The organism is Bacillus sp. SRL337, from assembly GCF_984799155.1.
In genome coordinates this window covers 2,276,466-2,300,105 of the sequence record NZ_OZ481793.1, presented here as the reverse complement: position 1 = coordinate 2,300,105, position 23,640 = coordinate 2,276,466, and the positions used below count along the sequence as shown (strand labels likewise).

Annotated in this window: 25 protein-coding genes and 1 pseudogene; 22 read left to right on the top strand and 4 right to left on the bottom strand. The window is 42.0% G+C overall.

From position 1 onward, the window contains the following. The first annotated feature begins 3 nt into the window (after positions 1-3). The 8 genes from AC4E8A_RS11535 (at position 4) to AC4E8A_RS11500 (ending at position 6,748) form a co-directional block, all read left to right on the top strand. A complete protein-coding gene (locus tag AC4E8A_RS11535; RefSeq protein WP_490198670.1) occupies positions 4-165 on the top strand; it encodes a hypothetical protein in 162 nt (53 codons plus the stop codon). A gap of 510 nt (positions 166-675) precedes the next feature. Then, positions 676-1,164, top strand: coding sequence for a hypothetical protein (locus AC4E8A_RS11530; protein ID WP_490198668.1), 489 nt, complete (start codon positions 676-678; stop codon positions 1,162-1,164). A 494-nt stretch (positions 1,165-1,658) separates the two neighbouring features. Then, positions 1,659-2,090 carry a hypothetical protein gene (locus AC4E8A_RS11525; protein WP_490198667.1) on the top strand — a complete coding sequence of 144 codons (432 nt, stop codon included), beginning with the start codon at positions 1,659-1,661 and terminating at the stop codon, positions 2,088-2,090. A 228-nt stretch (positions 2,091-2,318) separates the two neighbouring features. Further along, positions 2,319-2,876 carry a cysteine hydrolase family protein gene (locus tag AC4E8A_RS11520; protein WP_490198665.1) on the top strand — a complete coding sequence of 186 codons (558 nt, stop codon included), beginning with the start codon at positions 2,319-2,321 and terminating at the stop codon, positions 2,874-2,876. A 74-nt stretch (positions 2,877-2,950) separates the two neighbouring features. After that, complete coding sequence (locus AC4E8A_RS11515; RefSeq protein WP_490198664.1) at positions 2,951-3,133, top strand: hypothetical protein; 183 nt, start codon at positions 2,951-2,953, stop codon at positions 3,131-3,133. Positions 3,134-3,166: 33 nt separating this feature from the next. After that, positions 3,167-3,865 carry a helix-turn-helix transcriptional regulator gene (locus AC4E8A_RS11510; RefSeq protein WP_490198663.1) on the top strand — a complete coding sequence of 233 codons (699 nt, stop codon included), beginning with the start codon at positions 3,167-3,169 and terminating at the stop codon, positions 3,863-3,865. Positions 3,866-3,946: 81 nt separating this feature from the next. Beyond that, positions 3,947-4,819, top strand: coding sequence for a DMT family transporter (locus tag AC4E8A_RS11505; RefSeq protein WP_490198662.1), 873 nt, complete (start codon positions 3,947-3,949; stop codon positions 4,817-4,819). Positions 4,820-5,326: 507 nt separating this feature from the next. Then, on the top strand, positions 5,327-6,748 hold the full coding sequence (locus tag AC4E8A_RS11500) for an amino acid permease (RefSeq protein WP_490198661.1): 1,422 nt from the start codon (positions 5,327-5,329) through the stop codon (positions 6,746-6,748). A gap of 92 nt (positions 6,749-6,840) precedes the next feature. Here AC4E8A_RS11500 and AC4E8A_RS11495 read toward each other — a convergent pair whose 3' ends face one another. Next, entirely contained in the window at positions 6,841-7,038 is a 198-nt protein-coding gene (locus tag AC4E8A_RS11495) for a hypothetical protein (RefSeq protein WP_490198660.1), read from the bottom strand. Positions 7,039-7,146: 108 nt separating this feature from the next. Between AC4E8A_RS11495 and AC4E8A_RS11490 the strand changes: the two genes are divergently transcribed. The 9 genes from AC4E8A_RS11490 to AC4E8A_RS11450 all read left to right on the top strand — a co-directional run bounded on the left by AC4E8A_RS11490 (position 7,147) and on the right by AC4E8A_RS11450 (position 14,641). Continuing rightward, complete coding sequence (locus AC4E8A_RS11490) at positions 7,147-7,740, top strand: GNAT family N-acetyltransferase (RefSeq protein ID WP_490198659.1); 594 nt, start codon at positions 7,147-7,149, stop codon at positions 7,738-7,740. 1,493 nt (positions 7,741-9,233) lie between these two features. Then, the gene (locus tag AC4E8A_RS11485) at positions 9,234-9,722 is read left to right on the top strand and encodes a VanZ family protein (RefSeq protein WP_490198658.1); all 489 of its coding nucleotides are present in this window, start codon (positions 9,234-9,236) and stop codon (positions 9,720-9,722) included. Between the two features lie 266 nt (positions 9,723-9,988). Then, complete coding sequence (locus AC4E8A_RS11480; RefSeq protein ID WP_490198657.1) at positions 9,989-11,266, top strand: histidine--tRNA ligase; 1,278 nt, start codon at positions 9,989-9,991, stop codon at positions 11,264-11,266. Positions 11,267-11,332: 66 nt separating this feature from the next. Beyond that, a complete protein-coding gene (locus AC4E8A_RS11475) occupies positions 11,333-11,800 on the top strand; it encodes an NUDIX hydrolase (RefSeq protein ID WP_490198656.1) in 468 nt (155 codons plus the stop codon). A gap of 59 nt (positions 11,801-11,859) precedes the next feature. Beyond that, complete coding sequence (locus AC4E8A_RS11470; RefSeq protein ID WP_490198655.1) at positions 11,860-12,204, top strand: NIPSNAP family protein; 345 nt, start codon at positions 11,860-11,862, stop codon at positions 12,202-12,204. After that, positions 12,195-13,028 carry an aminoglycoside adenylyltransferase domain-containing protein gene (locus tag AC4E8A_RS11465; protein WP_490198654.1) on the top strand — a complete coding sequence of 278 codons (834 nt, stop codon included), beginning with the start codon at positions 12,195-12,197 and terminating at the stop codon, positions 13,026-13,028. The genes AC4E8A_RS11470 and AC4E8A_RS11465 overlap by 10 nt, the downstream gene beginning before the upstream one ends. 754 nt (positions 13,029-13,782) lie before the next feature. Next, on the top strand, positions 13,783-14,025 hold the full coding sequence (locus AC4E8A_RS11460) for a hypothetical protein (protein WP_490198653.1): 243 nt from the start codon (positions 13,783-13,785) through the stop codon (positions 14,023-14,025). Positions 14,026-14,042: 17 nt separating this feature from the next. Further along, positions 14,043-14,294, top strand: coding sequence for a hypothetical protein (locus AC4E8A_RS11455; RefSeq protein ID WP_490198652.1), 252 nt, complete (start codon positions 14,043-14,045; stop codon positions 14,292-14,294). 143 nt (positions 14,295-14,437) lie between these two features. Next, positions 14,438-14,641 (top strand): hypothetical protein, encoded by a 204-nt coding sequence (locus AC4E8A_RS11450; RefSeq protein WP_490198650.1) that lies wholly within the window; start codon positions 14,438-14,440, stop codon positions 14,639-14,641. On the opposite strand, the gene AC4E8A_RS11445 is transcribed toward AC4E8A_RS11450, so the two are convergent. Next, entirely contained in the window at positions 14,628-14,876 is a 249-nt protein-coding gene (locus AC4E8A_RS11445) for a hypothetical protein (RefSeq protein ID WP_490198649.1), read from the bottom strand. The genes AC4E8A_RS11450 and AC4E8A_RS11445 overlap by 14 nt on opposite strands. A gap of 87 nt (positions 14,877-14,963) precedes the next feature. On the opposite strand from AC4E8A_RS11445, the gene AC4E8A_RS11440 reads away from it, so the two are divergent. The 5 genes and pseudogenes from AC4E8A_RS11440 to AC4E8A_RS11420 all read left to right on the top strand — a co-directional run. Next, entirely contained in the window at positions 14,964-15,632 is a 669-nt protein-coding gene (locus AC4E8A_RS11440; protein ID WP_490198648.1) for a hypothetical protein, read from the top strand. 508 nt (positions 15,633-16,140) lie between these two features. Continuing rightward, positions 16,141-17,310 (top strand): anti-sigma factor, encoded by a 1,170-nt coding sequence (locus tag AC4E8A_RS11435; protein WP_490198647.1) that lies wholly within the window; start codon positions 16,141-16,143, stop codon positions 17,308-17,310. Positions 17,311-17,321: 11 nt separating this feature from the next. After that, positions 17,322-18,743, top strand: a complete 1,422-nt coding sequence (locus AC4E8A_RS11430; RefSeq protein WP_490198645.1) for a hypothetical protein — start codon at positions 17,322-17,324, stop codon at positions 18,741-18,743. Between the two features lie 534 nt (positions 18,744-19,277). Continuing rightward, positions 19,278-19,724, top strand: a complete 447-nt coding sequence (locus AC4E8A_RS11425; RefSeq protein ID WP_490198644.1) for an NUDIX hydrolase — start codon at positions 19,278-19,280, stop codon at positions 19,722-19,724. 86 nt (positions 19,725-19,810) lie between these two features. Then, a pseudogene (locus AC4E8A_RS11420) lies at positions 19,811-20,032 on the top strand (sigma factor); the annotation flags it as partial. Positions 20,033-21,293: 1,261 nt separating this feature from the next. Here AC4E8A_RS11420 and AC4E8A_RS11415 read toward each other — a convergent pair. Both AC4E8A_RS11415 and AC4E8A_RS11410 read right to left on the bottom strand, forming a co-directional pair. Next, positions 21,294-22,505, bottom strand: coding sequence for an MFS transporter (locus tag AC4E8A_RS11415; protein ID WP_490198643.1), 1,212 nt, complete (start codon positions 22,503-22,505; stop codon positions 21,294-21,296). Next, positions 22,502-23,545, bottom strand: a complete 1,044-nt coding sequence (locus AC4E8A_RS11410) for an ArsR family transcriptional regulator (RefSeq protein WP_490198642.1) — start codon at positions 23,543-23,545, stop codon at positions 22,502-22,504. The genes AC4E8A_RS11415 and AC4E8A_RS11410 overlap by 4 nt, the downstream gene beginning before the upstream one ends. Positions 23,546-23,640 lie beyond the last annotated feature (95 nt).

Here is a 23,640-nt window from a genome sequence, read left to right as displayed (position 1 = left end):
GATATGGAATTCATGCTCATGTTTATATTTGTCTTCATTTTATGTATGGTCATTGGCTCAGTACTCAATATTCTGCTGCGGATGACTGCTAAAATCAATTGGCTGATTACGGTCTTCATTAGCCTGTGTGTTGCGATGTTTGCTCAGTTTCTAAATATTATGTGATTGACGTTGTTTGAGGACAACTGAGAGTCGGCTTTTCTGAAGATGCTGGTCCCGAAACCGGTTGAATGGGCGGTTGAGGTTCGGTTTTCGTCAAGATATTGGGCGATAAACCGGTTAATTGAGCCGTTGAGATTCGGTTTCCGTCAAGATATTGGGCGATAAACCGGTTAATTGAGCCGTTGAGATTCAGTTTTCGTCAAGATATTGGGCGATAAACCGGTTATTTGGTCCGTTGAGATACGGTTTTCGTCAAGATATTAGACCATAAACCGGTTGAATGCACCATTGAGGTTCAGTTTTCATCAAGATATTGGGCCATTACCGGTTACTTAGGCAGGTGAGACTCTGTTTTCACAAAGGTGTTGGGCCACAGCCAGGTTAATTGGGCCGTTGAGATTCGGTTTTCGTCAAGATATTCGACCGCAAACCGGTTAATTGGCCATTGAGATCTATTTTAGAAGCAATATTGGGCCATTACCGGTTAAATGGCTTTGACAGGGAGTGAATAAAATGGGAGAAACAAGGTTCTACAATTCAAGAATTCAAATGGCGTTTTTGTTTATATTCTCCATTGGTTTGGCCGTATTAGCTGGTTGGATAGTGTATTTTAGTTTCACGGCTGTTCATTACTGGCCGAGACTGATTATTGGCTCCTTCTTTTTCCTGTTGTTTGTATGGTTTACTATCGATACAGCGAAAGAAACGATCCGTCCGACATTACTTGTGATGTTGACTGACACTGAAGTGATCATCGAGTTCAAAAAGAAAGCAACAGTAATAAGATGGGAAGATATCGAGTCCTATATGATTCTTCGATCCAGCGGCGGCTCAACCAGCTTTTACCTATTTTTAAAAGAAGGAATCAGCACAGAACTACCCAAACACGTTAAAATCGATTACAGTTTTATGAAAAATAAACATGAGTTGAAGTCGATTTTTGATAAAAAAAACATAAAGGAATTGAAGGCAGACCCTGAATTAATAAAGACAATACGGTAAGGTTTTATTGGAAGGAACCTAATGGCGGCAAATTAGATGCAAACTCTTTCGAGAACGATTTGAAATGCTAACATTGGCGGCTAGGGTCACGCTTCATCCGCAGGAGATCGAACTAAATATAACTAGGCTCCTTTCTTACGATAAGTCATCATCGATTTCGCTTTGCTCATCGTAATTTCTTTGTCTCATGTATTAGCCCTCCAATCTGAACCGCCGCTCAGCGGAGTCAATTCTTCTGTTTAATCTATCCAGAATCCTTCCATATAGCTCCCAAAAATTCCGCCAATCCAACCTATCCCACAGGCTGTATTTAGTTATAGAGAATCTGCAAGTCAGCTCAAAGATTTGTAGAAATTCTATTGGAATCTTTTAACTTTTTTTCTATAATTTGAAACTTTTTGGCGCTATTATCCGTAAATAATCTAACTAATCCAAGGAGAGTGATAATGCAAGAATCTAGCATGTTTTAAAAGAGAAAAAGGGGATGAAGTTGAATGTTTATTTTGAGAATAGTGTCGACGTTGATTTTCGTCGTGGCTGTTATTGTCATTGCCATTGCTCAGGACAAAGTACTTACATACATAGAAGCAAAGTTTTCAAGAACGTTTGCTTATTTGCTGGTGGTTTCGGTGTTCTTGATGATCCAGTGGGGGGTTGTTCTTTTAATTACCAGCAACGGGACATGGAGTATACTTGATACAAGCTTTATATGCGCACCAATTTTTTTCGGAATCGGCTGGATAACTTCTTTTACGAGAAGAGCGAGTATCAACCAGGCAGGGGCAAGTTTACGATTTGTAACGAATGGTGCCTATAAGCATGATTTCAGTGTTGAACATATTAAAGTGTTTACGCCATTTTTCGTCTCTACCTTAACCTTTTTTGTTGTCAGCTGGGGAATTTCGTTTTATATTGCTTTTACCTAATTGTTCCCGGAGCCTAGAGAAATTCTGCGTTCTCCTTGATTCTATCCTTTGGTAGTGAAATATGTTAAAGTTTAATTGTCTGAAAAATCCGATTACGGATGGTGGGACAATGAATTATTTAGGAGGATCAAGATGAAAAGTGCAAAGATTGTTTACAAAAATAGTATGGGAAATACGCCTAAATAATTTATGCAGAGCGGTTACCTGCATTCGAAAGGGGAAAATCATTTGAATCAAGCGTTAGTCATTATTGATGCTCAGCAAGAACTGATTGAAGGAAATCAGGAAGCAAGTGCTGTGTTTAATAACACACAGTTATTGTCCAACATAAATTTGGTGATTGAGAAAGCCCAGGCAGCAGCGGTTTCCATTCTGTTTGTCAGGGATCTGGATGTTGCTGAAGGAGAGGGAGCAGGGTTTCAAGTTCATGAAGGTATCAATATGCCAAAGGAATCCAGGGTATTTGATAAATCTGCTACCAATTCATTTCATGGAACAGGGCTGTTGCAACATCTAAAATCAAACGAAGTAAATCATCTGGTCATCATGGGCTGTGCCACGGAGCATTGCATTGATACCGCCGTCAGAACAGCTACCATCAACGGATTTGATGTTACACTGGTTGCTGACGGCCATTCCACTACAGACAATGATGTACTGAGTGCAGAACAAATCATCAAGCATCACAACCAGACACTTCATGGCCACTACAATGTGGAACACTTTTCGGTTGTACGAGAGGCTGCAGAAGAATTGTTCCAGCCGACTCACGATTCATATAGATAATTCTTATGACTCCCTATCCCAATTTTTGAGTGGACCATCAAAAATTGGGACCTTATTTACACAGGAGGTTACTCATGAATTTTTCTGTATATAAAGATTTTAAAACAATTCTAGGTTTTATCACGTCGATATTGTTTTCAGTTGCTGGAATCCTGATGGCAGCCAAGGAGAACCAGTACTGGGTAACAATGATTGTAATGGCGTTGATTTTTTCTTACTTAAGTGTAAGAAGATCTGAGAAAAATGACAGTAAATAGAGAGAGCGAATAGAAAGGCGGGGGAAAATCGGTATGAGTAGTCAGGTTGTCTGTGATAAAAGATCTTACACGCAAGAAATTCACTCACATCAGCATGGATTCGGCCAGTTTCTCTTTCCTTTGCATGGATCACTCGAAATACATACACACTTGGACACATTGACCCTCGCTCCTGACCATTGCTTTTATCTTCCGCCGAACATGAACCACGATTATCATTCCAACGAACGAAATGAATTCATGATTCTTGATATTCCGCTGCACTACTTGCCGGATAACACGGAGAGCATGTATATCCCGTTAACCGAGCAGTGGAGTTCGATCCGGTTTTTGCTCTTGGAAGAGGCACGAAATGTCGCCAACGAATCAGCAGCGCTCCGGGATCTGACCAGATTCGTGACACATAAGTTACAGACGGCTTCGCCGGCATCCATTCAGTATATCCATCATCATTTTAAAAAGCCTCTGAATCTCGACAAGTTAGCAGAAATCGAAAACTATCACCCCATCTATTATTCTTCCTGGTTTAAACGGAAAACCGGGAAAAGTCCGAAACAGTATATATCCGAACTGCGAATGAAGGAGGCCAAATCCTTATTATTGAGTACTTCCTGGACGATTTCTTCAATCAGCGGGGAAATCGGATTCGAGAACTCTTCTTCTTTCACTAGATGGTTCGTCAAGTGGGAAGGCATCACACCGCAACAGTTCAGAAGGCTTAAGAATGGATAAAAAAGAACGTAAACTCTGTAAAGATATGAAGGTTGTATTCTTTTAAAATGAGTATAAGTTCTTTTTATTGGGGTGATTCTTATGAAAACACCACTGGCTCCTTTATGGATCTTAGTGGCCGCTGTTTTGTGGGGAACGACAGGGACAGCACAAACGCTGGCTCCTGCTGATGCGCATCCGTTCGTCATCGGGGCAGTCCGCATGGCCCTTGGCGGAATGCCATTATTCATCATTATTCTGGTGATGGGGAAGGTCAAGTTCAGTGATTGGCCAGTAAGGGAAACCGTTGTCGCAGCCGTCAGTATGGCTTGTTATCAGCCTTTATTCTTCTCTGCGGTCAGCATGACCGGTGTGGCCGTCGGAACCGTCATCGCCATAGGCAGTGCACCCGTCTTATCAGGTGTACTCGAGTGGTTCTTTTTGAAAAAAAGCCCTGGAAGGGTATGGTGGATTTCTACAGGCTTATCCATCATCGGCTGTTTACTTCTGTTTATAACTAAAGATTCGGTCACCGTGGACCCTATCGGCGTCTTGCTTGCCTTAGGTGCCGGCTTATCGTTTGCAGGCTATTCCTTTGTAAGCGGAAAGCTGGTGGAGAGGCATTCATCCATTTCCATAGTAGCTGTCGTATTTACCCTCAGTGCCCTGATGTTATTTCCATTGTTATTCCTATATGACCTATCATGGATCACCGAATTTAGAGGTTTGACAGTGAGTCTGCATCTCGGCTTGATTGCAACAGGATTGTCCTATTACCTTTTTGCCAAAGGGCTTGTGAATGTTCCATCCTCTACAGCTGTAACTCTTGCATTAGCAGAACCGCTGACGGCAGCGCTTTTGGGTGTGTTCTTTATCGGAGAGAGCCTTGCATGGGCATCCTGGATCGGGATTGGTTTCATGCTGTTGGGGATTGGTCTGTTATTTTTTAATCCTAGAAGTGAGGAAAAGTACTAAAACTGAATAGCAACGTTAGAACACTTAAATAAGGGAGTGATATACATTAAGCTTCTATGATTCACTTATTGAAGTATGTTTTTCACTCCTCTGAACAGTGGGTTGTTGAAACATTTGAAAGCTTTACCATAGACCTGCTTAAGATAATGATAAACTCTTATACACTTTTGGCTTTTTCTACTGCCGTTCTATAGTTTGGTTGGTGGGGTTCATAAAAGAAGATCCTTATCTTGAATTGGCCACATTATTAGCGCAATCATGTTTTGCTTCACTGGATTATTATATTTGTAGGGATACATAAACTCCATAATAAGGAAAGCTTTAGAGAGATGTCTGCTCGGTCAGGCATCTATTTTTTTGGACAATTTTCCAGGCGTTGAGAGTTATAGGATTTCTGCAGGATATACTAACCATATTCTGATTACACAAAAGATTATCGGATATCCAGAAAAAAATAGGGAAAAGAATCACTGTAACAGGATTCTCTTAGAAAGAAGGCGTTAATGAATGCGGAATGAACATGTTGTCAAACAGACCGTTCAGGAGCAGCAAAAGCAAAAGGCGAAGAAAGGAAAAGGCCACAAGCTTCATTGGTGGCAGCTTTCATTGATCGGAATTGGATCGGTGATTGGTGCGGGATTCTTCCTTGGTACCGGACTATCGATTGAAAGGGCAGGCCCATCCATCCTGCTGGATTATCTTATTGCCGGGATTATTGCATTTTTAGTTTTCAGCGCTTTAGCGGAAATGTCTGTACATGACAAGGGTACCGGCTCTTTTAAAAAATATGCCCAGGAAGCCTTTGGTCGGTCTATGGGCTTTATGAGCGGCTGGATGTATTGGGTGTCCGGGATACTGATTATGGCAAGTGAAATCACAGCACTTTCTTTATTCACACAATTCTGGTTCCCGAGCGTTCCTCTTTGGTTGTTAATGATTGTGTATGCAGCGGCGGGTTTCAGTATTATTCTTCTTGGTGTTAAAAATTTCGGAACCCTGGAATCTCTGTTTGCCGTCGTAAAGATAGCAACACTGATAGGGTTTATTGTATTCGGAGCTCTTTTTTTATTTGGGGCGGTTTCACCTGTCGATACAGCGAAATCAATGGAAAATGGGATGACTTGGTTTCCAAATGGGTTCATGGGAACTTGGACGGCCATGATCTTTGTATTGTTTTCTTTTGGCGGGATCGCAGTAGTCGGATTAATGTCCAGTGAACTGGAAAGAAAGGCAGATACACCAAAAGCAGGGTTATCTATGGTGGTTGTCCTGATGGCGATGTACGTATTGTCCCTTTTCTTTGTGGTCTCGATGGTATCGTGGACAGCCATCAGTGAGGAAGAAAGCCCATTTGTTACAGCACTCACAGCCTTTCAAATCCCATATATAGGGACTATTTTTAATTTGATTCTGATCACGGCCGCTTTTTCAACTATGGTTGGAGCTCTTTTTTCCATTACAAAAATCGTGGTTTCTCTTGGTAGAGACGGAGATGCCCCCAAACAATTCTCCCGTTTTAATAAAAGGGGAGTCGCTACCCGCGCACTCGGCTTGAATGCGGCGGCCCTTGCAGCCACCATCGTGATTTCCTTTCTGCTGCCGAGCAAAGTATACGAGTACTTAACAACAGCAGCAGGAATCATCTTGATCATGAACTGGGTGATCATTCTAGCTTCACAAATCAAAAATAGACGCAGTTATGAAGAAAACCCATCTAAAAAAACCTATTTCAAAATGCCGGGTTCCCCCTATACTTCCTACTTAGGTATAGTGTTGATCGGTGTTGCCATCACCGGCGCCGGTTTTGAAGACGGTGAAAGGATCGGCCTGTTCATCAGCGCTGGCATAATGGCCGTTATCTTTGCCGGGTATTTTGTCGTCAAGAAGCTGGTTGGACAGGAATTGAAAGAAGGAGAAGAACATACGTAAATCAGAGGAACTTATATCAAAGGCACGAGAAAGAGGGCAGGTAGTCGACCTGGCCCTTTTTTCTATGTCTGATGATCACCATGATGAGACTGTTATTCTCCAGCTTCCTTCATAGCTTTGTGAATGATCTCTACTACAAAAGGATCCCGGTTTTCCAGTTCATTCAGGTTTACCGTTCCATTCTTTAGTTCATCACAAATCCCGTTTATATCTTCCTGAGCCGAAACAGGGACCAGATTCCTTGTCATCATTTCTTGCAGTTTACTTGCTATCCTTGTCTCTTGATTCACCTTAACCCCCACCTTTCCAACGTGATTCTATGATATTGTTGCTATTGCAGGGGTTTTTATTCATCCAGGAGATTTGTATGATATAAACAAGGAAAGGGGGAAACAGTGATGGAAATCAGAAGGTATAATCCATGGGATGAAAAAGGCTGGGTCAGGTGCAGGGTGTTATCATTTCTGGACACAGCATATTTTGATAATGTGTTGAGAGAGAAAGAAACCTATGATAATCCCTCCATTGAATTGGTGGCGGTGTTGGATGACCAAATTGCCGGCCTTATGGACATTGAATATGAGCTCAAGGAAAGGCAGTTTTGTTCGAGAGGCACAGGCCTCGGCGGGATGATATGGCATATAGCGGTCCATCCAGACTTTCAAAGGAACGGAATTGCGGTTAAGTTACTGCAAGAAGCCGAGAAAATCGCTTCAGAGTTGGAACTGGATTATTTAGAAGCCTGGACCCGGGATGATAAATGGGTGAACCGGTGGTATGAAAAGAACGGCTTTGAAAATATGCATTCTTACTTACATGTATACATAGAGGGACATGACGAGCACGAAGGCATTTTAGGAACTGAAATGGCTGGGTTGCGGCTAATGAAAACCTTTGCCCATTATACTGGGCCGGACAAGGAAAAAGTGAGAAGCAGGTTCAATAGAGTTCATGACTGCATTTGTTACGTTAAGAATGTAGGCGATAAGTAAGTAGGGTGGAATGGAACAAATAGAGGAATGATGCTGGAAAAATTGGCCTATTCCTTACAGGAATGCTCCAAATTTGGAGTGTCTCCGGAGTATTCGGTCTATTCTTAGTGGTAATGCACCAAATTCAGAAGTGGAGATCAAAAAATGGTCTATTACCGATAGGAATGTACCAAATTTTGGAGTGTCTCCGGAGTATTTGGTCTATTCTTAGTGGTATTACACCAAATTCTGAGGTGGAGATCGGAAAAATGGTCTATTCCCTACAGAATGCACCAAATTTTGGAGTGTCTCCGGAGTATTTGGTCTATTCTTAGTGGTATTACACCAAATTCAAGAAGTGGAGATCGGAAAAATGGTCTATTACTTACAGAAATGCACAAACTTCCAAAGTGACTCCCGAGAAATTGGTCTATTCTTTACAGGAATGCTCCAAATTTTGGAGTGTCTCCGGAAAGATTGGTCTTTTCTTTGCAGGAATGCACCAAATTTTGGAGTGACTCCGGAATAATTGGTCTTTTCTTTGCAGAAATGCACCAAATTCATAAGTGGCTCCGGAAAGATTGGTCTATTCTTAGTGGTATTGCACCAAATTCAGAAGTGGAGATCAAAAAAATGGTCTATTACCTATAGGAATGACCAAATTTTGGAGTGACTCGGGAATATTTGGTCTATTCTTTACAGAAATGCACCAAATTTTGGAGTGTCTCCGGAGTAATTGGTCTATTCTTTGCAGGAATGCACCGTATTCAGAAGTGGAGATCGGAAAAATGGTCTATTACCAACAGAAATGCACCAAATTTTGGAGTGTCTCCGGAGTATTTGGTCTATTCATAGTGGTATTACACCAAATTCTGAGGTGGAGATCGGAAAAATGGTCTATTCCCTACAGAATGCACCAAATTCAGAAGTGACTCCGGAAAGATTGGTCTATTCTTTGCAGGAATGCTCCAAATTTTGGAGTGACTCCGGACAGATTGGTCTATTCTTTGCAGAAATGCACCAAATTCAGAAGTGACTCCGGAGTATTTGGTCTATTCCCTACAGGAATGCTCCAAATTTTGGAGTGTCAAATGGATACATGGTCTATTATCCATCAGTTAAGGTTAAGCGGGAAAGCGACATTTTTTACATAAACAACGATACATAAAAAAAAGACATAGAGAATATAAAGGGAGCAGATAAAATTGTTTGTTGGCAGAGCATTATACTTATTAGGAATGGCTTTTGTTTTCTTTAGTGTCATTGCTATTATTATTGGCCATTTTTGCAGGAGGTTTGGGGAATTTGATGATACCCATTTTTGCTTTGCTGAACGGACTGATTGCGATGGGTGTTGGTGATGTGGTGATTGACGCAAATCACAGGCAGCGGATGGAAAGACTGAAAAAGGAATAAACAGGGTGAGGGAGTTTAATTTTAAGTTACTGGAAACTTATGTGTATCGAATATCGTCTAATAGATAAAAGTAAAATTAAGGGGATTTAGAGGATCATATGCAGAAAATCTTTACATTTTTATTGATCATTAGCTTTATCATCTATTCGGGAGCAGTACTGGTTATCTTATTTTTTGGGCAAAGAGGGCTTGGCTTTACAGACTTGTCGCTGGTGGAATACATAAAAAGCTCATCCAACTTTGTTCCCTTCAAAACTATAGGTACCTATGTGGCAGCCATTTTTGATGGATCAATGAATAGGGATATCCCAATTAAAAATCTTGCAGGCAATTTGGTTTTAATTTTGCCAATGGGAGTGTATCTGCCATTCTTCTTTAGAAGGCTGGATAGAATCAGCCTTTTTTCTGGATCCATGATTATATTGTTATTTGCCCTGGAAGCCATTCAACTGGTTACCATGCGGGGCAGCTTTGACATTGATGATTTTATTTTGAATATGATGGGTGCACTTATTGGATTTGCGATTTGGAAAATGCCGATGGTTCGGAAGTTGCTGCGGCAGAAAGTTCCGGCTGACTTCAATTAGACAAGCCGTTGATTTTATCCAAACTATTGCAACTACTCCTGTAATATGATACCTTTAATGGAAATTCGAGGTGAGGAATAATGGTTACAGGTTTCGTTCCTAAATCGTTCTTACAATTACATCATCCTATCGAATAACCTTGCTATCCGATTTTAACTGATCGTTAATAGGAAGGTTATTTCTCATGAAACCGCATTTGATTAAGTTTCTCACTTAAATCAAGTGCGGTTTTTTGTATTATAAAAAAGAGTTTGGAGGAGAAAAAGATGAAAAAAATGGATTATCAAAATGTCAAAGGGACGCAAGATTATTTACCGGGAGCTGAAACGGTGAGGAGGAATATTCGCAGGACACTGGAAGATGTGTTCATCCAATATGGCTGCAAGCCGTTGGAGACACCGATACTGAATTATTCTGCTTTATTGTCTTCGAAGTATGGAGGAGGGGCAGAAATCCTGGAAGAAATGTACACCTTAACAGACCGGGGAGAAAGAGCTTTGGCACTGCGGTACGACCTGACGATTCCTTTCGCGAAAGTGGTTGCCATGAATCCAACGATCAGGATGCCTTTCAAGAGATATGAAATCGGGAAGGTGTTCAGGGACGGCCCAATTAAAACGGGAAGATTCAGGGAGTTCACGCAATGTGATGTCGATATTGTCGGGGTCGATTCTCAAATCGCCGAAGCAGAACTGATGATCATGGCACTTGATGCATTCAACAAGCTCCAATTGGAGGTCACCATTCAATATAACAACCGGAAATTATTGACGGGGATGCTTGCTGTGTTCGGAATTGATAAGACCAAGATCAATGAAACTGTCTTGGTACTGGATAAACTCGAAAAGGTCGGCATAGAAGCTGTTCTTTCGGAACTCAATGAGCTGGGGAATTCCGAAACATCACGAAGGCTGATTGAGGGATTCCTTACCAATCAAGACAATAGAAGCTTTGACTATTTTGAAACATTTTGTGAGCAAAATGAGCAGGTCAAAGAGGGCCTGAATGAATGGAAAGAGTTGAAGTCCTATCTGGATTTCCTGGGAATCAGCCAGCAATGTATGTTCAACCCATTTTTGGCGAGAGGTTTAGAGATCTATACAGGCACCATATATGAAATTTTTCTAAGCGACCAATCGATCAAGTCCAGCATCGGAAGCGGCGGAAGATATGACAATGCCATCGGGGGACTTCTAGGGTCAGACAAAACCTATTCGACAGCAGGCATTTCATTCGGACTGGATGTCATTTACACAGCGGTCAGTTCATCCAAGAAAGAAAACAATTCAGACGCAGATGTGGATTATTATGTCATACCGCTCGGAGTATTTAAGGAAGGACTGCTGGCGGCCAATGACTTAAGAAGCAAAGGATATAAGGTCGACATTGAAATGAGCAGCAAAAAACTGGGGAAGCTGCTGGAAAAAGCAAATAAGGAGAGCATACGAAATGTCATTATCATTGGAGAAGAAGAAGTCAGCAACAATCAGTACAAAGTGAAGGACATGGTTACAGGAAAAGAAAGGGCCGAATCCTTTTTGTAAAAAAAAAATCACTTGAGTCAATGGCTGGTTTTTGAAATAATTGGTAATGAGTTAGGAGGAAAAGAAATGGATGTAGTATTCAAAACAGAAAAAGCTATTTTCAACTACCGTGTGGCCGGAATCTGGATTAAGGACGGGCATGTTCTTTTACATAGGGCCGTAACCGATGAGAGCTGGTCTCTTCCTGGTGGCAGGGTTGCCATTGCAGAGGAGTCGGCACTCAGCCTGAAACGGGAATTCATCGAGGAACTGGATGTCAACGTGGAAATTGATCGCTTTGTGTGGTTCGTGGAAAACTTCTTTCAGTATAATGAAAAAGATATTCATGAAATTGGTTTGTATTACCTTGTCAAATCAGAGAATGCATCAATGGAATTCAACTCCGAACCATTCTTCGGAATGGAAGGCGAAAGGTTGATTTATCAATGGACTCTCTTGCAGGAGCTTGAAAATGTGACCTTATATCCTAAATTTTTACGCACAGCATTAAATGATATACCTGAACATCCAGCACAACTTGTAGTAAAACAATAGAAGGGATAGCCGGATATACCTTGTTGAATCACATTGTAAAATGAAAAGGGGGGGATTCCATGTTTTACAGACGCAAGTTTTATATTGTAAAAAGTGAATTTGTAGAGGTATTCAATGAGCTGTTCAACACCATTAACCTTCCTAATCAGTTAAAATACGGATCTCGCCTAGTCGGCCGCTGGATGAAGGACCGGGAAAACGGGACAACGGAAATTTTTGCGATTTGGGAATATGACAGCTATGAGGAGTACGAAAACATTGAGAAGAACGTGCGCGGAGATGAACCACACGTGAAACGGATCAATGATTGGTATGAAAAACATGGCGGGAAGGAAAACGTGTTTAAGAAATATTTCCTGGAAGTAAGGAACGAAGCATTAGAGGATACGGTGAAATGGATTTGAAGGCAGGGGTGAAAACGATCCAATTACATACCTCGATTCATGAGGTTGTGAATGAATATATCAATCATTGGAAAGAAAGGCTGCCCGATCGTCTTGAGGGATTTTATCTCCACGGCTCGATTGCCCTGGATGCGTATATCCCATTTTCCAGCGATATCGATTTTGTGGCTGTGACCACCGAGCGGTTATCTTCGGATGAAGTTCATGTTTTATCTGAGATACATAGTTTAATAGAAAGCAAATATAAACCCAAGTTGGATGGAGCGTTTTTGACCTGGGAGGACCTCGGGATATCCCGTGCTGACAGCGGGGAGCTTCTTCCTTATTACAATGAAGGGAAAATAGGGTATGGCAGCCATTTCAACGCGGTCACCTGGTGGATTTTGGAAAATAAAGGAATTACCATCCTCGGACCGGATATAAAAGCAAAACAGTTGAACGCCGATGCTGGGAAACTCACCTCCTATGTCATGGAAAATATGAACTCCTACTGGGCTGGCAGGGTCAAGAGAGTAGAGGATTCGATTGATGAGCTTGTCCAAATGCCACAAAGAGAGATTGATGAAGAAATAGAATGGACCGTGCTTGGTTTGTTGCGGCAGTATTATACAGTACAGAAAGAGGATATTATTTCAAAAACCGATGCTGGGGAGTATGGGATATCCAATCTTCCAGGTGAGTATCACAAGATTATCAGCGAAGCGTTGCATATACGGAACAACACAGGAAAAAGTGCTTATGAATCCAACGTGCAGAAAATCGAAGAATCAATGAGATTCTCAAAGTTCATTATTGAACATTGCAACAGAAATATTAATCAATGAGATCGGGGGACAGGTGACTGTCTCTTTTTCTTGTTTTTTGTGTTGAGAGATAGGTGGGTTGTGGAGTTGGATCGTTATAGGATGAGGGGGGCGTTTTTGGAGAAATGGAAATCGATGTGGTCATAGGTACGCTATGAGGGGGGCGTTTTCGGAAAAAGCGAGATCGATGTAGTCATAGTGCCGTTATGAGGGGATCGATTTCAGGAAAAGCGAGATCGATGTAGTCATAGGGCCGCTATGAGGGGGGCGATTTCAGGAAAAAGCGAGATCGATGTGGTCATAGGGGCTCTATGAGGGGGTCGATTTCAGGAAAAAGCGAGATCGATGTGGTCATAGGGGCTCTATGAGGGGGGCGATTCCGGAAAAATGGAAATCGATGTGGTCATAGGCTCGCTATGAGGGGGTCGATTCCAGGAAAAGCGAGATCGATGTAGTCATAGTGCAGCTATGAGGCAGTCGCTTCCGGTAAATACGAAATCAGCGTTATCATAGGGATCTTGGAGGGGGTGGAACAACAAAAAAAGAGAAACCAGAGAGATCTTAGCTTCCTAGTGAGGGCGCTAATTCCAGCTTAAGTAGTAACGGAATCAAAAGTGTTTTGAAATCGAGGTTCAAGGACAGGAACGAGAAGAATCGGAGCCGCAAGTGTCTTGAGATGAAGGGTTTCAACTCCACCACCGGCAACCGATTCAGTCACACCCTCGTGAAAAACACATATACATACAGTAACTACCCAAGGACTGGGGGAGAAATCATGCCTGTTTGTGTTGTGTTCAATCAAATCAACGTATTAAGTATGTCCTCGAATTCCATCATCGGTTCTGGCCAAAACAGCCAGCCTGACTGGAATGCGCAGGGGAAATTCAACAATGGGAACGGAAACTATGTGAATTCAGTTGTTTTAGGCTGCACCAATATTATCAATGATCCGGATGTGATCGATACACCGATTACCCAGCCGGAAAATATTAACCCTCAGCCAACCTCACAAATATAAGAAAAGAGTGTCGTTTCATGAACTCCATCAATATTCAATTCAGCAATATTACGGTCAGCTCCCTGTCTTCCAACTCCGGTATTTTTTCAGGCGAAAACACACAGAGAAACTGGCAAGTCAATAGAAAGACAAATAACGGTCTTGGCACGATAGCCGGATATCAGAATGCAGCGATTAACATTGTGAATATCATCAATGATAATGATTTTGTTGATTCCGATTTTACCCAAGTTCAAGAATCTAATAATCAGCCCATTATCCAAAGCTGATAATGCTCCCCTTTCAGAAACAGGGGGGCATGTAATTTGGACGAGCCATCTATGTTTACAGAACTGCTCCCTGAACGGGCATACTTCTTCAGAAAAATAATATCTATAGTGTATAGGGTACACGTTTCGAGGGAGGAACACACATGGTCAACATTAAATTCGGATCTCTCCATATTGATAAAATCGCCAATGGGGCCGGAGTATACTACGGAAGAAACATTCAGGTGAACTGGGATAAACAAACAAAGAAAAACGAGGGGGCAGGTACTGTAGCAGGCTCTTCCAACACGCTTGCCAATAACCAGACACTGGTTGTGAAAGCGAAGACTGACTCTAATCAGGGCTAACCTGATTTACTTCCTCCAAAATAGGCTTTGCAGGTTCTTCTTTTAAAACAAGATGGGTACTTGTATATACACAATTCTTTTGACCGGAAATGATACCAAAGCCTGAGTGGTCAATCTCTGCAGAACGCCAACCATACTGCTGATTTCTTCCGAAAAAGAGGCCAGCGTTGTTATGGACTGCCTTGACGTCGAGGCTTTTAAAAAGGATAGAGGGGCTGCTGATCGAGATTTTCATATCTTCCTCCTATCGATCAATATAAGGTTTTCCATAGCATATGCCCCACAGGCGGTCAGTGCTAATTCTTATTGAGGATGACGGTATATGGAACTAACAGAAGCTGCAATCTTAAAAGCAATCCAGGACCTTACTAAAAGGATGGAACGGTTAGAGGAAACGTTGAAGGAAAACAAAAACGTCCATCTGCAAATTCAACAAGTCGAAACATTGAACTTGGAGAATTTGATCTATCATTTGGATCATGTGGATATTAAAGATCTCAGCGGAATACTGAATATAGGAAATACCTTTGACCAGAGCCATACTTCCCTGAAGCGAAACGCAAAATCCCCAATGAATTTATCTCCTGCCCCTTCTGGCAAAAAAGACTTATCTATCCTCATCAATGGGAAAGAGGTTCCGTACACAATTGAGAATGGTGATGAGGGAGGAACCGAACATGCCCTCCCATCCTCAACTGAATTCACCATTGGGGACATCCACATAGGAACGATCGAAGACGCTTCAGCTGTTAATTTCGGTAATAACTTCCCGACTAATTTCAGGAGCAATAAAAAACACAACCAAGGATTAGGGAATATCGTTGGCAATAACAACGACATTCATGATTTGAAATCGTTCATGAAAGAAAAAAATGCAGGGGAAGTTTACAATGAAAACCAGGAAGATCAGCCTCCTGACTGGCTGGATAAACTGGAAAAGGAAGAAGAAGAAGAAGTAACCCTGGACGTAAATACCCCTTCCCCTGAATAGATGGAGGAGAACTTGTTACTCGGGGCAAAATGATAATGGATATTTCTTGTGCTACCATTACAGTTGTTAAATACTAGAATAAATAAGTTTTTATTCCAACTGAATGTTCTGTTCAGCTTAAAACGTTCTGTCAGTAGTCTTACTTCGGAACGTTTTTTGTTTTTACAAGCATAATGAGTTTGCAAATTTTTGTTACTTTTTAAAAACTGGTTCGTATTATCTATGAGGGGGTAGAGAATGAAGGAATTTTCGGACGATTATCACTACCCATAATTTCCGGTGATGCAGTGGTTTTGCTTTCTCATATCCAAATGCCTTTTTCGTTAACATTTAATTGGGAACCGATATATCCTGTCGTGGTATCTAATGCTAATTAAGTTTTTACATCTAAGAGGATACTAGTTCATAAACAATACATAAATGGAAGATGATCTTGAAGACATCATGGCTAGTAAGCTGAATATTTTTTGGGGCAGGCAGGCGAAAAAATAGAGGAGGGTGAGAGTTAATGGGAGATGAATTCAAACGGAAATTGGATTCGTATGAAAGAGGAGAATTATCCGGAGAAGAACTGGATGCGTTTGAGCAGGAATTAGCCAAGTTGGAACGCTACCAGAAATTTTTACAGAAAAACGAGAAAGAGGATCGAAGAAATAAAAGCACAGCTAAAGTGAAGAAGCCAAAGACAATAGGGAGATGGTGCAGATGGAAAGCCAGGCTTCAGACAGCAGTAACCGCACTCGGGTTGTTTCTGGCTTTTACGATAGTTTCCGGTATTTTCACCGGGATTTATTATTCTTGGGGAGAGCCCGACAGGATGGAAGTGTACAGTTCGGTCATCGACCAAACACTGACAGTGACGAATCCCTATGGCTATATTGGGGGGACAAGTTCCAATGGGAAAACCTATTTTGGCATGGAAGCTTCCAGGGACTTGAACAAAAGGGTAGGAGACGAACAAGTTAATGTAGGTGAGATGAAAGTGGACTTTCTGTTTTCGTTGATGGGGATACCAGACGAACAGCACTATGGAAGCGTTTCTACAGACCAGCCTGCGTTTGTTTATCCAGGAAGAGGTTCCAGGGAGATGTCCGACTGGAATCAACTGGAGGATCTTTCAGAAGGTACGGTTGTTTCTGCTTATGTTTCTTTTTCAAAGCTAATGGAAACGAAGGAAGTATTTGATTCCTTTGAGGGGAGGAATATGGATTTACTCTGGCTGGCTGTCGATACCGGGATTGAAAAATCAGGGCCTTCAGAGGGGGTTATTTTTGAACCGATTGGTTTTCCGAGCTTTCCTATTTGGCACGATGACGATTTCATTGTCACAGATAGAAAGGTGGAGGATGGCGGTTGGTTTGGCGGAAAGGTAGTTTCTGAAGGATCTGAGTCTCCGGAGTATGAAGAAGGAGATCAAGAGGTATTGCACAAGCAATTTTTCAAAACGTTGTCTTTTTTAGAACAGCATGAAAGCAAAGCGAATAAAATGGTCTTTCACAAACTTGACCTTTCCAACCGGATCGACTTTTTAAAACAAGAAGGTTTTAAGCATTATGGAGCTGTTATTACCGGGCCGAGCAAAGAAATAGTAAAGCTAAAGGATGAACGCTGGATAACTGAATTGGAAGTAGATGAGGTTTCACTCTGGAACTGGACAAATAGAGAAATAAGAGAATAGGAGTTTGCGAGATGGAAGATTTGGCAAAGAAGCTGCAGCCATTTATGGCAGGGGAATCCCCCATTCAAATTGTGGAAGAAGAGTTTGTCCATGAGATTGTTGATATTGAGACCGGACAAGTGTATGGATATATCAATATGGATGAAGAAAGATTCATTGGCTTTGAGATCGAAAGAGAAGAAGATGAAGAACCATGTCGTTTCGCTGCCCCGCCAAATAAAGAGAAAATAGTGGAGACAGCCCAATTGTTTGTGGATTCGTTTATTGACCGGGACGTTCACTTCAGCATGTTGAATGAATGGAGTGAAGATCATTTCATGGTGATGTATGAAGAGCGTGATCCAGAACTTGGCCTCCCTATTCCTCATACAGGATGCACCCTTTATTTTACAAGGGAAGGAATCTTGAAATCAGCCAACATTGGCCAGGAGGACTATGAGTTGGAGTATCCGGACATCTCTGTTTCGAGTGAAGAAGCTAAACAGATTATAAGAAAGGCGGATTATGTCCAGCTTTCACTGCATGTCCCACATTTGGAAGAAGCAGATTCAGCTCCTCCTGTTGAATTGATTTACTGTTCCAATCCCGACATCATGGGAGTCGGAAGGGATGGAAAAATAGATACAGTTACTGAATTTATGGATGCGGAGGACCTTTCTGTAGAAAAAATCCAGAAAGTAACACCATCCAAAACCATGGAAGAGATGCTTGCAGGGAACGGAAATTTGGTAAAAAAAACAGGTGAAGAGGGATCCCTCATTTGGATAGATCACCATGCAGATACAGAAGAGGAAGAGCCTGTTATCTCTCTATTCTCCGATGCATCGGGTCATTTCAGCTATTCCAATGTGTCTTTTGAGAGGATTGAAGACGATGCCCCACTGAGTATACACCAATTGAAGGATCTTGCAGTGGAATACATGGAACTGGCAGAAGGCGATATACATGATAAATATGTATTGGAAAAACCAGTGCTGACCTACGACAATGAACCGTTATATGATGAAGAGCTAGTGGAAGAAGATCATGATGAAGAAGACGTTTTCTTCGATTTCGAGCCCACTCAAATGTTCACCTTCTTCAGGGAGCATGCTGGATACCGGATCGAAGGACGTGAAGGGCACGTGCATGTCGGACTATACACCGGCATCATCAGGGAGTGCTCCCTCACACGTCTGACCCCTGAACAAACAGCCTGCCTGGAAAAGCTGGATTTGAAGCCCGTCGTAACAACAAAGGAAGCAGAAGAACTATTCTTCAGCGAAATAGAAATGAAATTGGTCCGCTGTGTAAAAGCCATGGATACCCCCAGCCTCTATACACTTGCTTATCTGGTCGATTTTCCTGCAGCAAGCGGACACATTGAAAAAATCAATGCCCATACAGGGGAAGTCAGTTATGTTGAAACTGGGATTATAAAAGAAAATGATTGACCATTTCAGAATAACCGTAACCCCTCCCAGAGACAAAACGGAAGGCTGTTTCACGAGCGTTTTCAATCATGATAAAGGTATACTCCTGATGAAGAGGAAAGATTATCCTATCTGAGATTCACCAGGCGGAACGTCGAAAAGGGAGAAAACGAAAAATTCGCTGTCAGTAAAAAAAGGAAGACCATTATTCCAAAAGGAAAATCGGTGAAAATCAGCCAGTATGAGGAACGACACCATCTTTTTCTAGAGAAAGCAAATGGGGGAGCTCCGATTAAGCAATGCTCGGAAATGGTAAAAATGGATTGATTTAACCCCAGGAAGCTGGCCCTGTTCATGGTGCCGATAGAAGAAAATAAATTAGAGATCATCAAAAAAATAGAGAGTCCTTTGTGAAAGGTTCAGTAACAAATTTTCAAACAAAAATCTTCATAGGTGTTTGGAAAGCTACTTTAACAAGAGACAAATTCAATTTCAACGGCTTTCTTTTAGGTATTGATGCTCTAATCGACAACTGTAAGGAAATGAGGCAGGAGAATGTTTATCGTAAATGTTGAATCGGCGATACATCGTTGTGGTGAATGGCTATTGATTCGGAGAAGCGAAAGGGAAGAGCACGCTGCAGGATGTCTTTCCCTTGTCGGAGGAAAGTGTGACCTGGAGGGGGATTCCTCGGATATTTTGGAAAGAACCTTGCGCCGGGAAATCATAGAAGAAGTTGGCTCCCAGGTGACAGGACTTGAATATGTAAACAGTTCATCATTTGTAACGGATAAAGGGATAAATGTAGTCGACATTGTATTTCTATGTGAATGGCTTTCAGGAGAACCTTATCCTAAAAGCAGTGAAGAAGTGGATGAGGTCGTTTGGTTGACGGCTTTGGAAATTAGTGAGCATGAAGATCTGCCGATTTATTTAAAGAAAAATATCAAACAGGCAGATAAGATGCTCCTACAAAACCAAACAACTGAAAATTCCAACTGAAGATACATAGATAATCAGGGATTTACTCAATCTCTGATTTTTTTTAAAAGTTTTAAAGCTAAATCCTCGTTAGCATTGTCTAATGAATGAATGATTCAAAAAGCGGGGTGAAAGACATCATTAAATTAGTGAAGAAAGCGCAAAAAGGTGATGGCAAGGCGTTCCTAAAACTTTTCCAGCGCTATGAAGAGGATCTTTATCGTATGGCCTATCTTTATGTCAAAAATGAAGACGATGCATTGGATGTTGTCCAGGAAGTGGCCTACCGGGCGTTTAAAAACATTGAAACCTTGAAGGAACCGAATTTTTAGCGTCATACTCCTCGGAAGTCAATACTTCCTGGCTTGATATCAGTCCATTCCATTGATCAAAGTAGGGACGGTGAGGGCTCTAGCCATTCTTCTGTTGGTGATAAGTTCTTCACTCTTTATTCGTCAACTTGTCAAAATTAAACAACAAAGAAAAAGGAAAAATATGCATATAGCTGATTCAAACGGCATACGGCCTTGCAGCAATCAATGTGCTTCTATATGCATTTTAAATTTGGGACAGCACCAACGAGAATCCCGGAACTCACCGGCGCATTTATGCTTTAATTGGGCCATTTTCGAGCACAATCCAGCAGCACACCGGCCCGTTTAAGCCCTAATTAGGCCAGCACCACCAAGAATCCCGGGACTCACCGGCCCATTTAAGCTCTAATTGGGCTAATTTCGAGCAGAATCCAGCATCTCACCGGCCCATTTAAGCCCCTAATGGGCCAGCACCATCGAGAATCCCGGAACTCACCGGCCCATTTATGCTCTAATTGGGCTAATTTCGAGCAAAACTCAGGATCTCACCGGCCCATTTAAGCCCTAATTAGGCCAGCACCACCGAAAATCCCCGAACTCATCGGCGCATAAAACTTAATAAATTCTAATCACCAAGATCCTGCCTCATCGATCTGCTACCCAACCCAACCAACCCTGAAACGAACCGATATAACTCAGGCCACGAATACACTAAAACCAATTGAGAGGAGTAATTACGTTGAACCATCATACCACGTTTGGGAAAGTCATTTTTGGGCTTGGATTATTCCTGTTTATTTTAGGTTTTATGTTCAATTCATCGGCAGGAAATATTAAAGATGGACCTGAATTCTTTTCTACTATTTCTATACCGTCTATTCTCGCGGGAATCATTTTGCTTATACTATCGAATTTTTTCAAACAGAGAGATAGGCCATAAATTTTTCGAATCAAAAACGTAACCACTTACATTCACATGAATCGCAGGACACTATTTTTTCAACTGCAACGGAATTGAGTTGGTGCTATGCCTGCAATTGAGCTCTTGAAAATAGTTCAAGTTTTGGCTTTGTGCCTTGAGATTTCTGATCAATGTTTCATACACAGCCATCAATATTATCACTCCATTCCATTTAAACCCTCCCCTCAATTAGTTCCCCCCTTTCATTAGATAGTGCGTTTCTCTTATGGATACGAATCTGTCAAATGAAAAGGAAGGCGGATCCACCTCATCAATAGCATCGTTACTAGATTTTAAAAAAACGAAGGGATTCCGTTAACCAGCCTTCTTCAACTGTTCCCGGGGACGAGTGTATGAAGTAACCAAATAATACAATCCAGGCAATGCAATCACAAAGCCGATCAGCAAATATGTGTCGCGGGTCGTGAGCGGCAGTAACGAAGAAGAAGCGAACAGGATACCCAGAGGCATGGTGACCCTGATGAACAGCAGTCTCACAGCAGTTAACTGGGTGAGCCGGTCTCTCGGTGCTTCCCGCTGGAAAATCGCTGAATTCTGGGCGTTAAAAAAAGGGAACAGAACCCCGCCAATCAATTCACAAAGCCAGGCAAGAGGGATGGATTGGACAAAGAACAGAAGCACAAATGAAAGGCCGCCGCCAACCAATCCAAGATACATGGTATGAGCATTCTTTGGTAGTTTCACAAGCAAAAGCATGCCTAGAGCGTAACCGACGGGAAAGGCTCCAGAAAAAATCGCGTATTCCCATGACTGCCCATTAAGGACACCTCTTATAAAAGGCACACTTAACACCAATGTTGCCCCAACTGCAAACTGTACAGTAGATGTTAAAATCGTAAGCCGCATTAACTGTGGATATTGAAAAAACGTTCTGTAACCTTCCTGCATTTCCTTCCACCAAAATTTCTTTGTCCAGACGGCTGTCTTTTTCGCCTTCAAAGGGGGTATCTGAGAGAGGGCAAAGTAGCTGGCCAGGAACATTGCGGCAGATATGCCGTAAATGAAAGGCAGGGGAATGACCAAAAGCAGGAGGGAGGTCACACCAGGCGCAAGAAAGCTCATCAGTCTGATTGTTCCATCCAATAAGCCATTGGCATCCTCCAGCTCCTCGTCTCTGCACAATTCTGGTAATAACGAGAATGATAGACTTGCATAGATCGGCTGCATCAGCCCCAAAAGGCATTGCAGGACAATCAATCCCATGATGACTGCGGATTGGGAGCCGAGCCAATACCCCAGCAGAGGCAGTGAATAAGAGAATGCGCGTATCAATTGAATGTTTTTCAATACTTTTTCCTTGATCACATGATTCAAAAATGGGGCACTTACTCCCTGTAAGACTAATGAAGGAAGAAAATAGACGAGCCACAGTGCACCCATCCACTCTTTTGATCCTGTCAGCTCGAATAGCAGCAGCCCATTGATGATTCCTCCCGCTGCACCGCCAAATTCGGATATGATTTCCCCTATCCAAAGAGCTTTGAAGGACTTTGAAAACTTCCTCATTCCTTCACATCCAAAAATTGTGTCAGCTTCTCAGAAAACGACTGAATCTGAACAGGGTTCACTGAATAGATCCCTTTTTCCACGGAAACAAATTTGGCCGCTTTCAACAGGGAAAGCTGGTGATGAAGCCTTGTCTTTGACGTGTTGAATTGCATGCTTAAATCCTGCAGGGATAACGGGCCCTTCAAAAGGTGATAAAGCAATTTCAGCCGGAGCCCATCTCCCAAGGCTTTATGCCCGCGGACCAATTCTGCAGACGGTTCACCCGGTTCAGTCAAAAATTCATCTTTAATGGGATAAAAAAACAACTTCGTATCGGACGTCCGGTTTTCCAGCAGCCAAGGGCGGTAGGAAACATGAGGAATCATTTTTACCGTCCAGACGGAAGGTTCGGGAAGATATTGGACACCGCCAGTCACCCGGTCGATTTCCTGCAATGGTTTCGTACCATCCAAAGAGCGATGCTGCTTCCCTTCAAATTCCAGGGCCTGCATCCACTTTTTCCATTCTTCTTGCTGGCTGACCCAGTTGTGCCAGCGATCCATCGTATTGCTGATAAGGTCGACAATTGCCTGGTAGGGATAGCGGCCAAGCATCTGCACATAACTTCCTAGGTAATCATGTCCTTCAAAAAGCGCAGCATATTCATCGAATAACTCTTGCTTTTCATGATGGGCAGCCAACTCTGTTCGGTTTCGTTCATAATCCCTGCCTTTATAGGGAAGAAGTGTGTCGTAAAAAGCAGAAAGGGAAAGTGCCGACAGTTTTTTCAAAAATTCTTGAACGCTCTGTGCGGAAAATTTATTTTGCAGCATGATCATTCCATACCAGAAATTCGTTTCTTCTATTTCTTTCAGTAGAGAAACCAATGAACTCGGTATTGTGTCAATGGAAGTGGACCACTTTTCATTCAATTCAAAAGTATGTCTTAACTGCTTATATGTATAACCTGAGATGCCAAGAATGACTTCCCAGACGGGTGACCATTCTACCTCTAGAGATAAGGAATCCGTTTGGGTTGGCTGGGGAAATCGTTTCATAACAAAAACCTCCTGTATATTTTACGTTATACACATTCTAATTTAGTTGAAATAATAATTCAATACTTTTTGAATAATTAATTCTCTTGCTGATT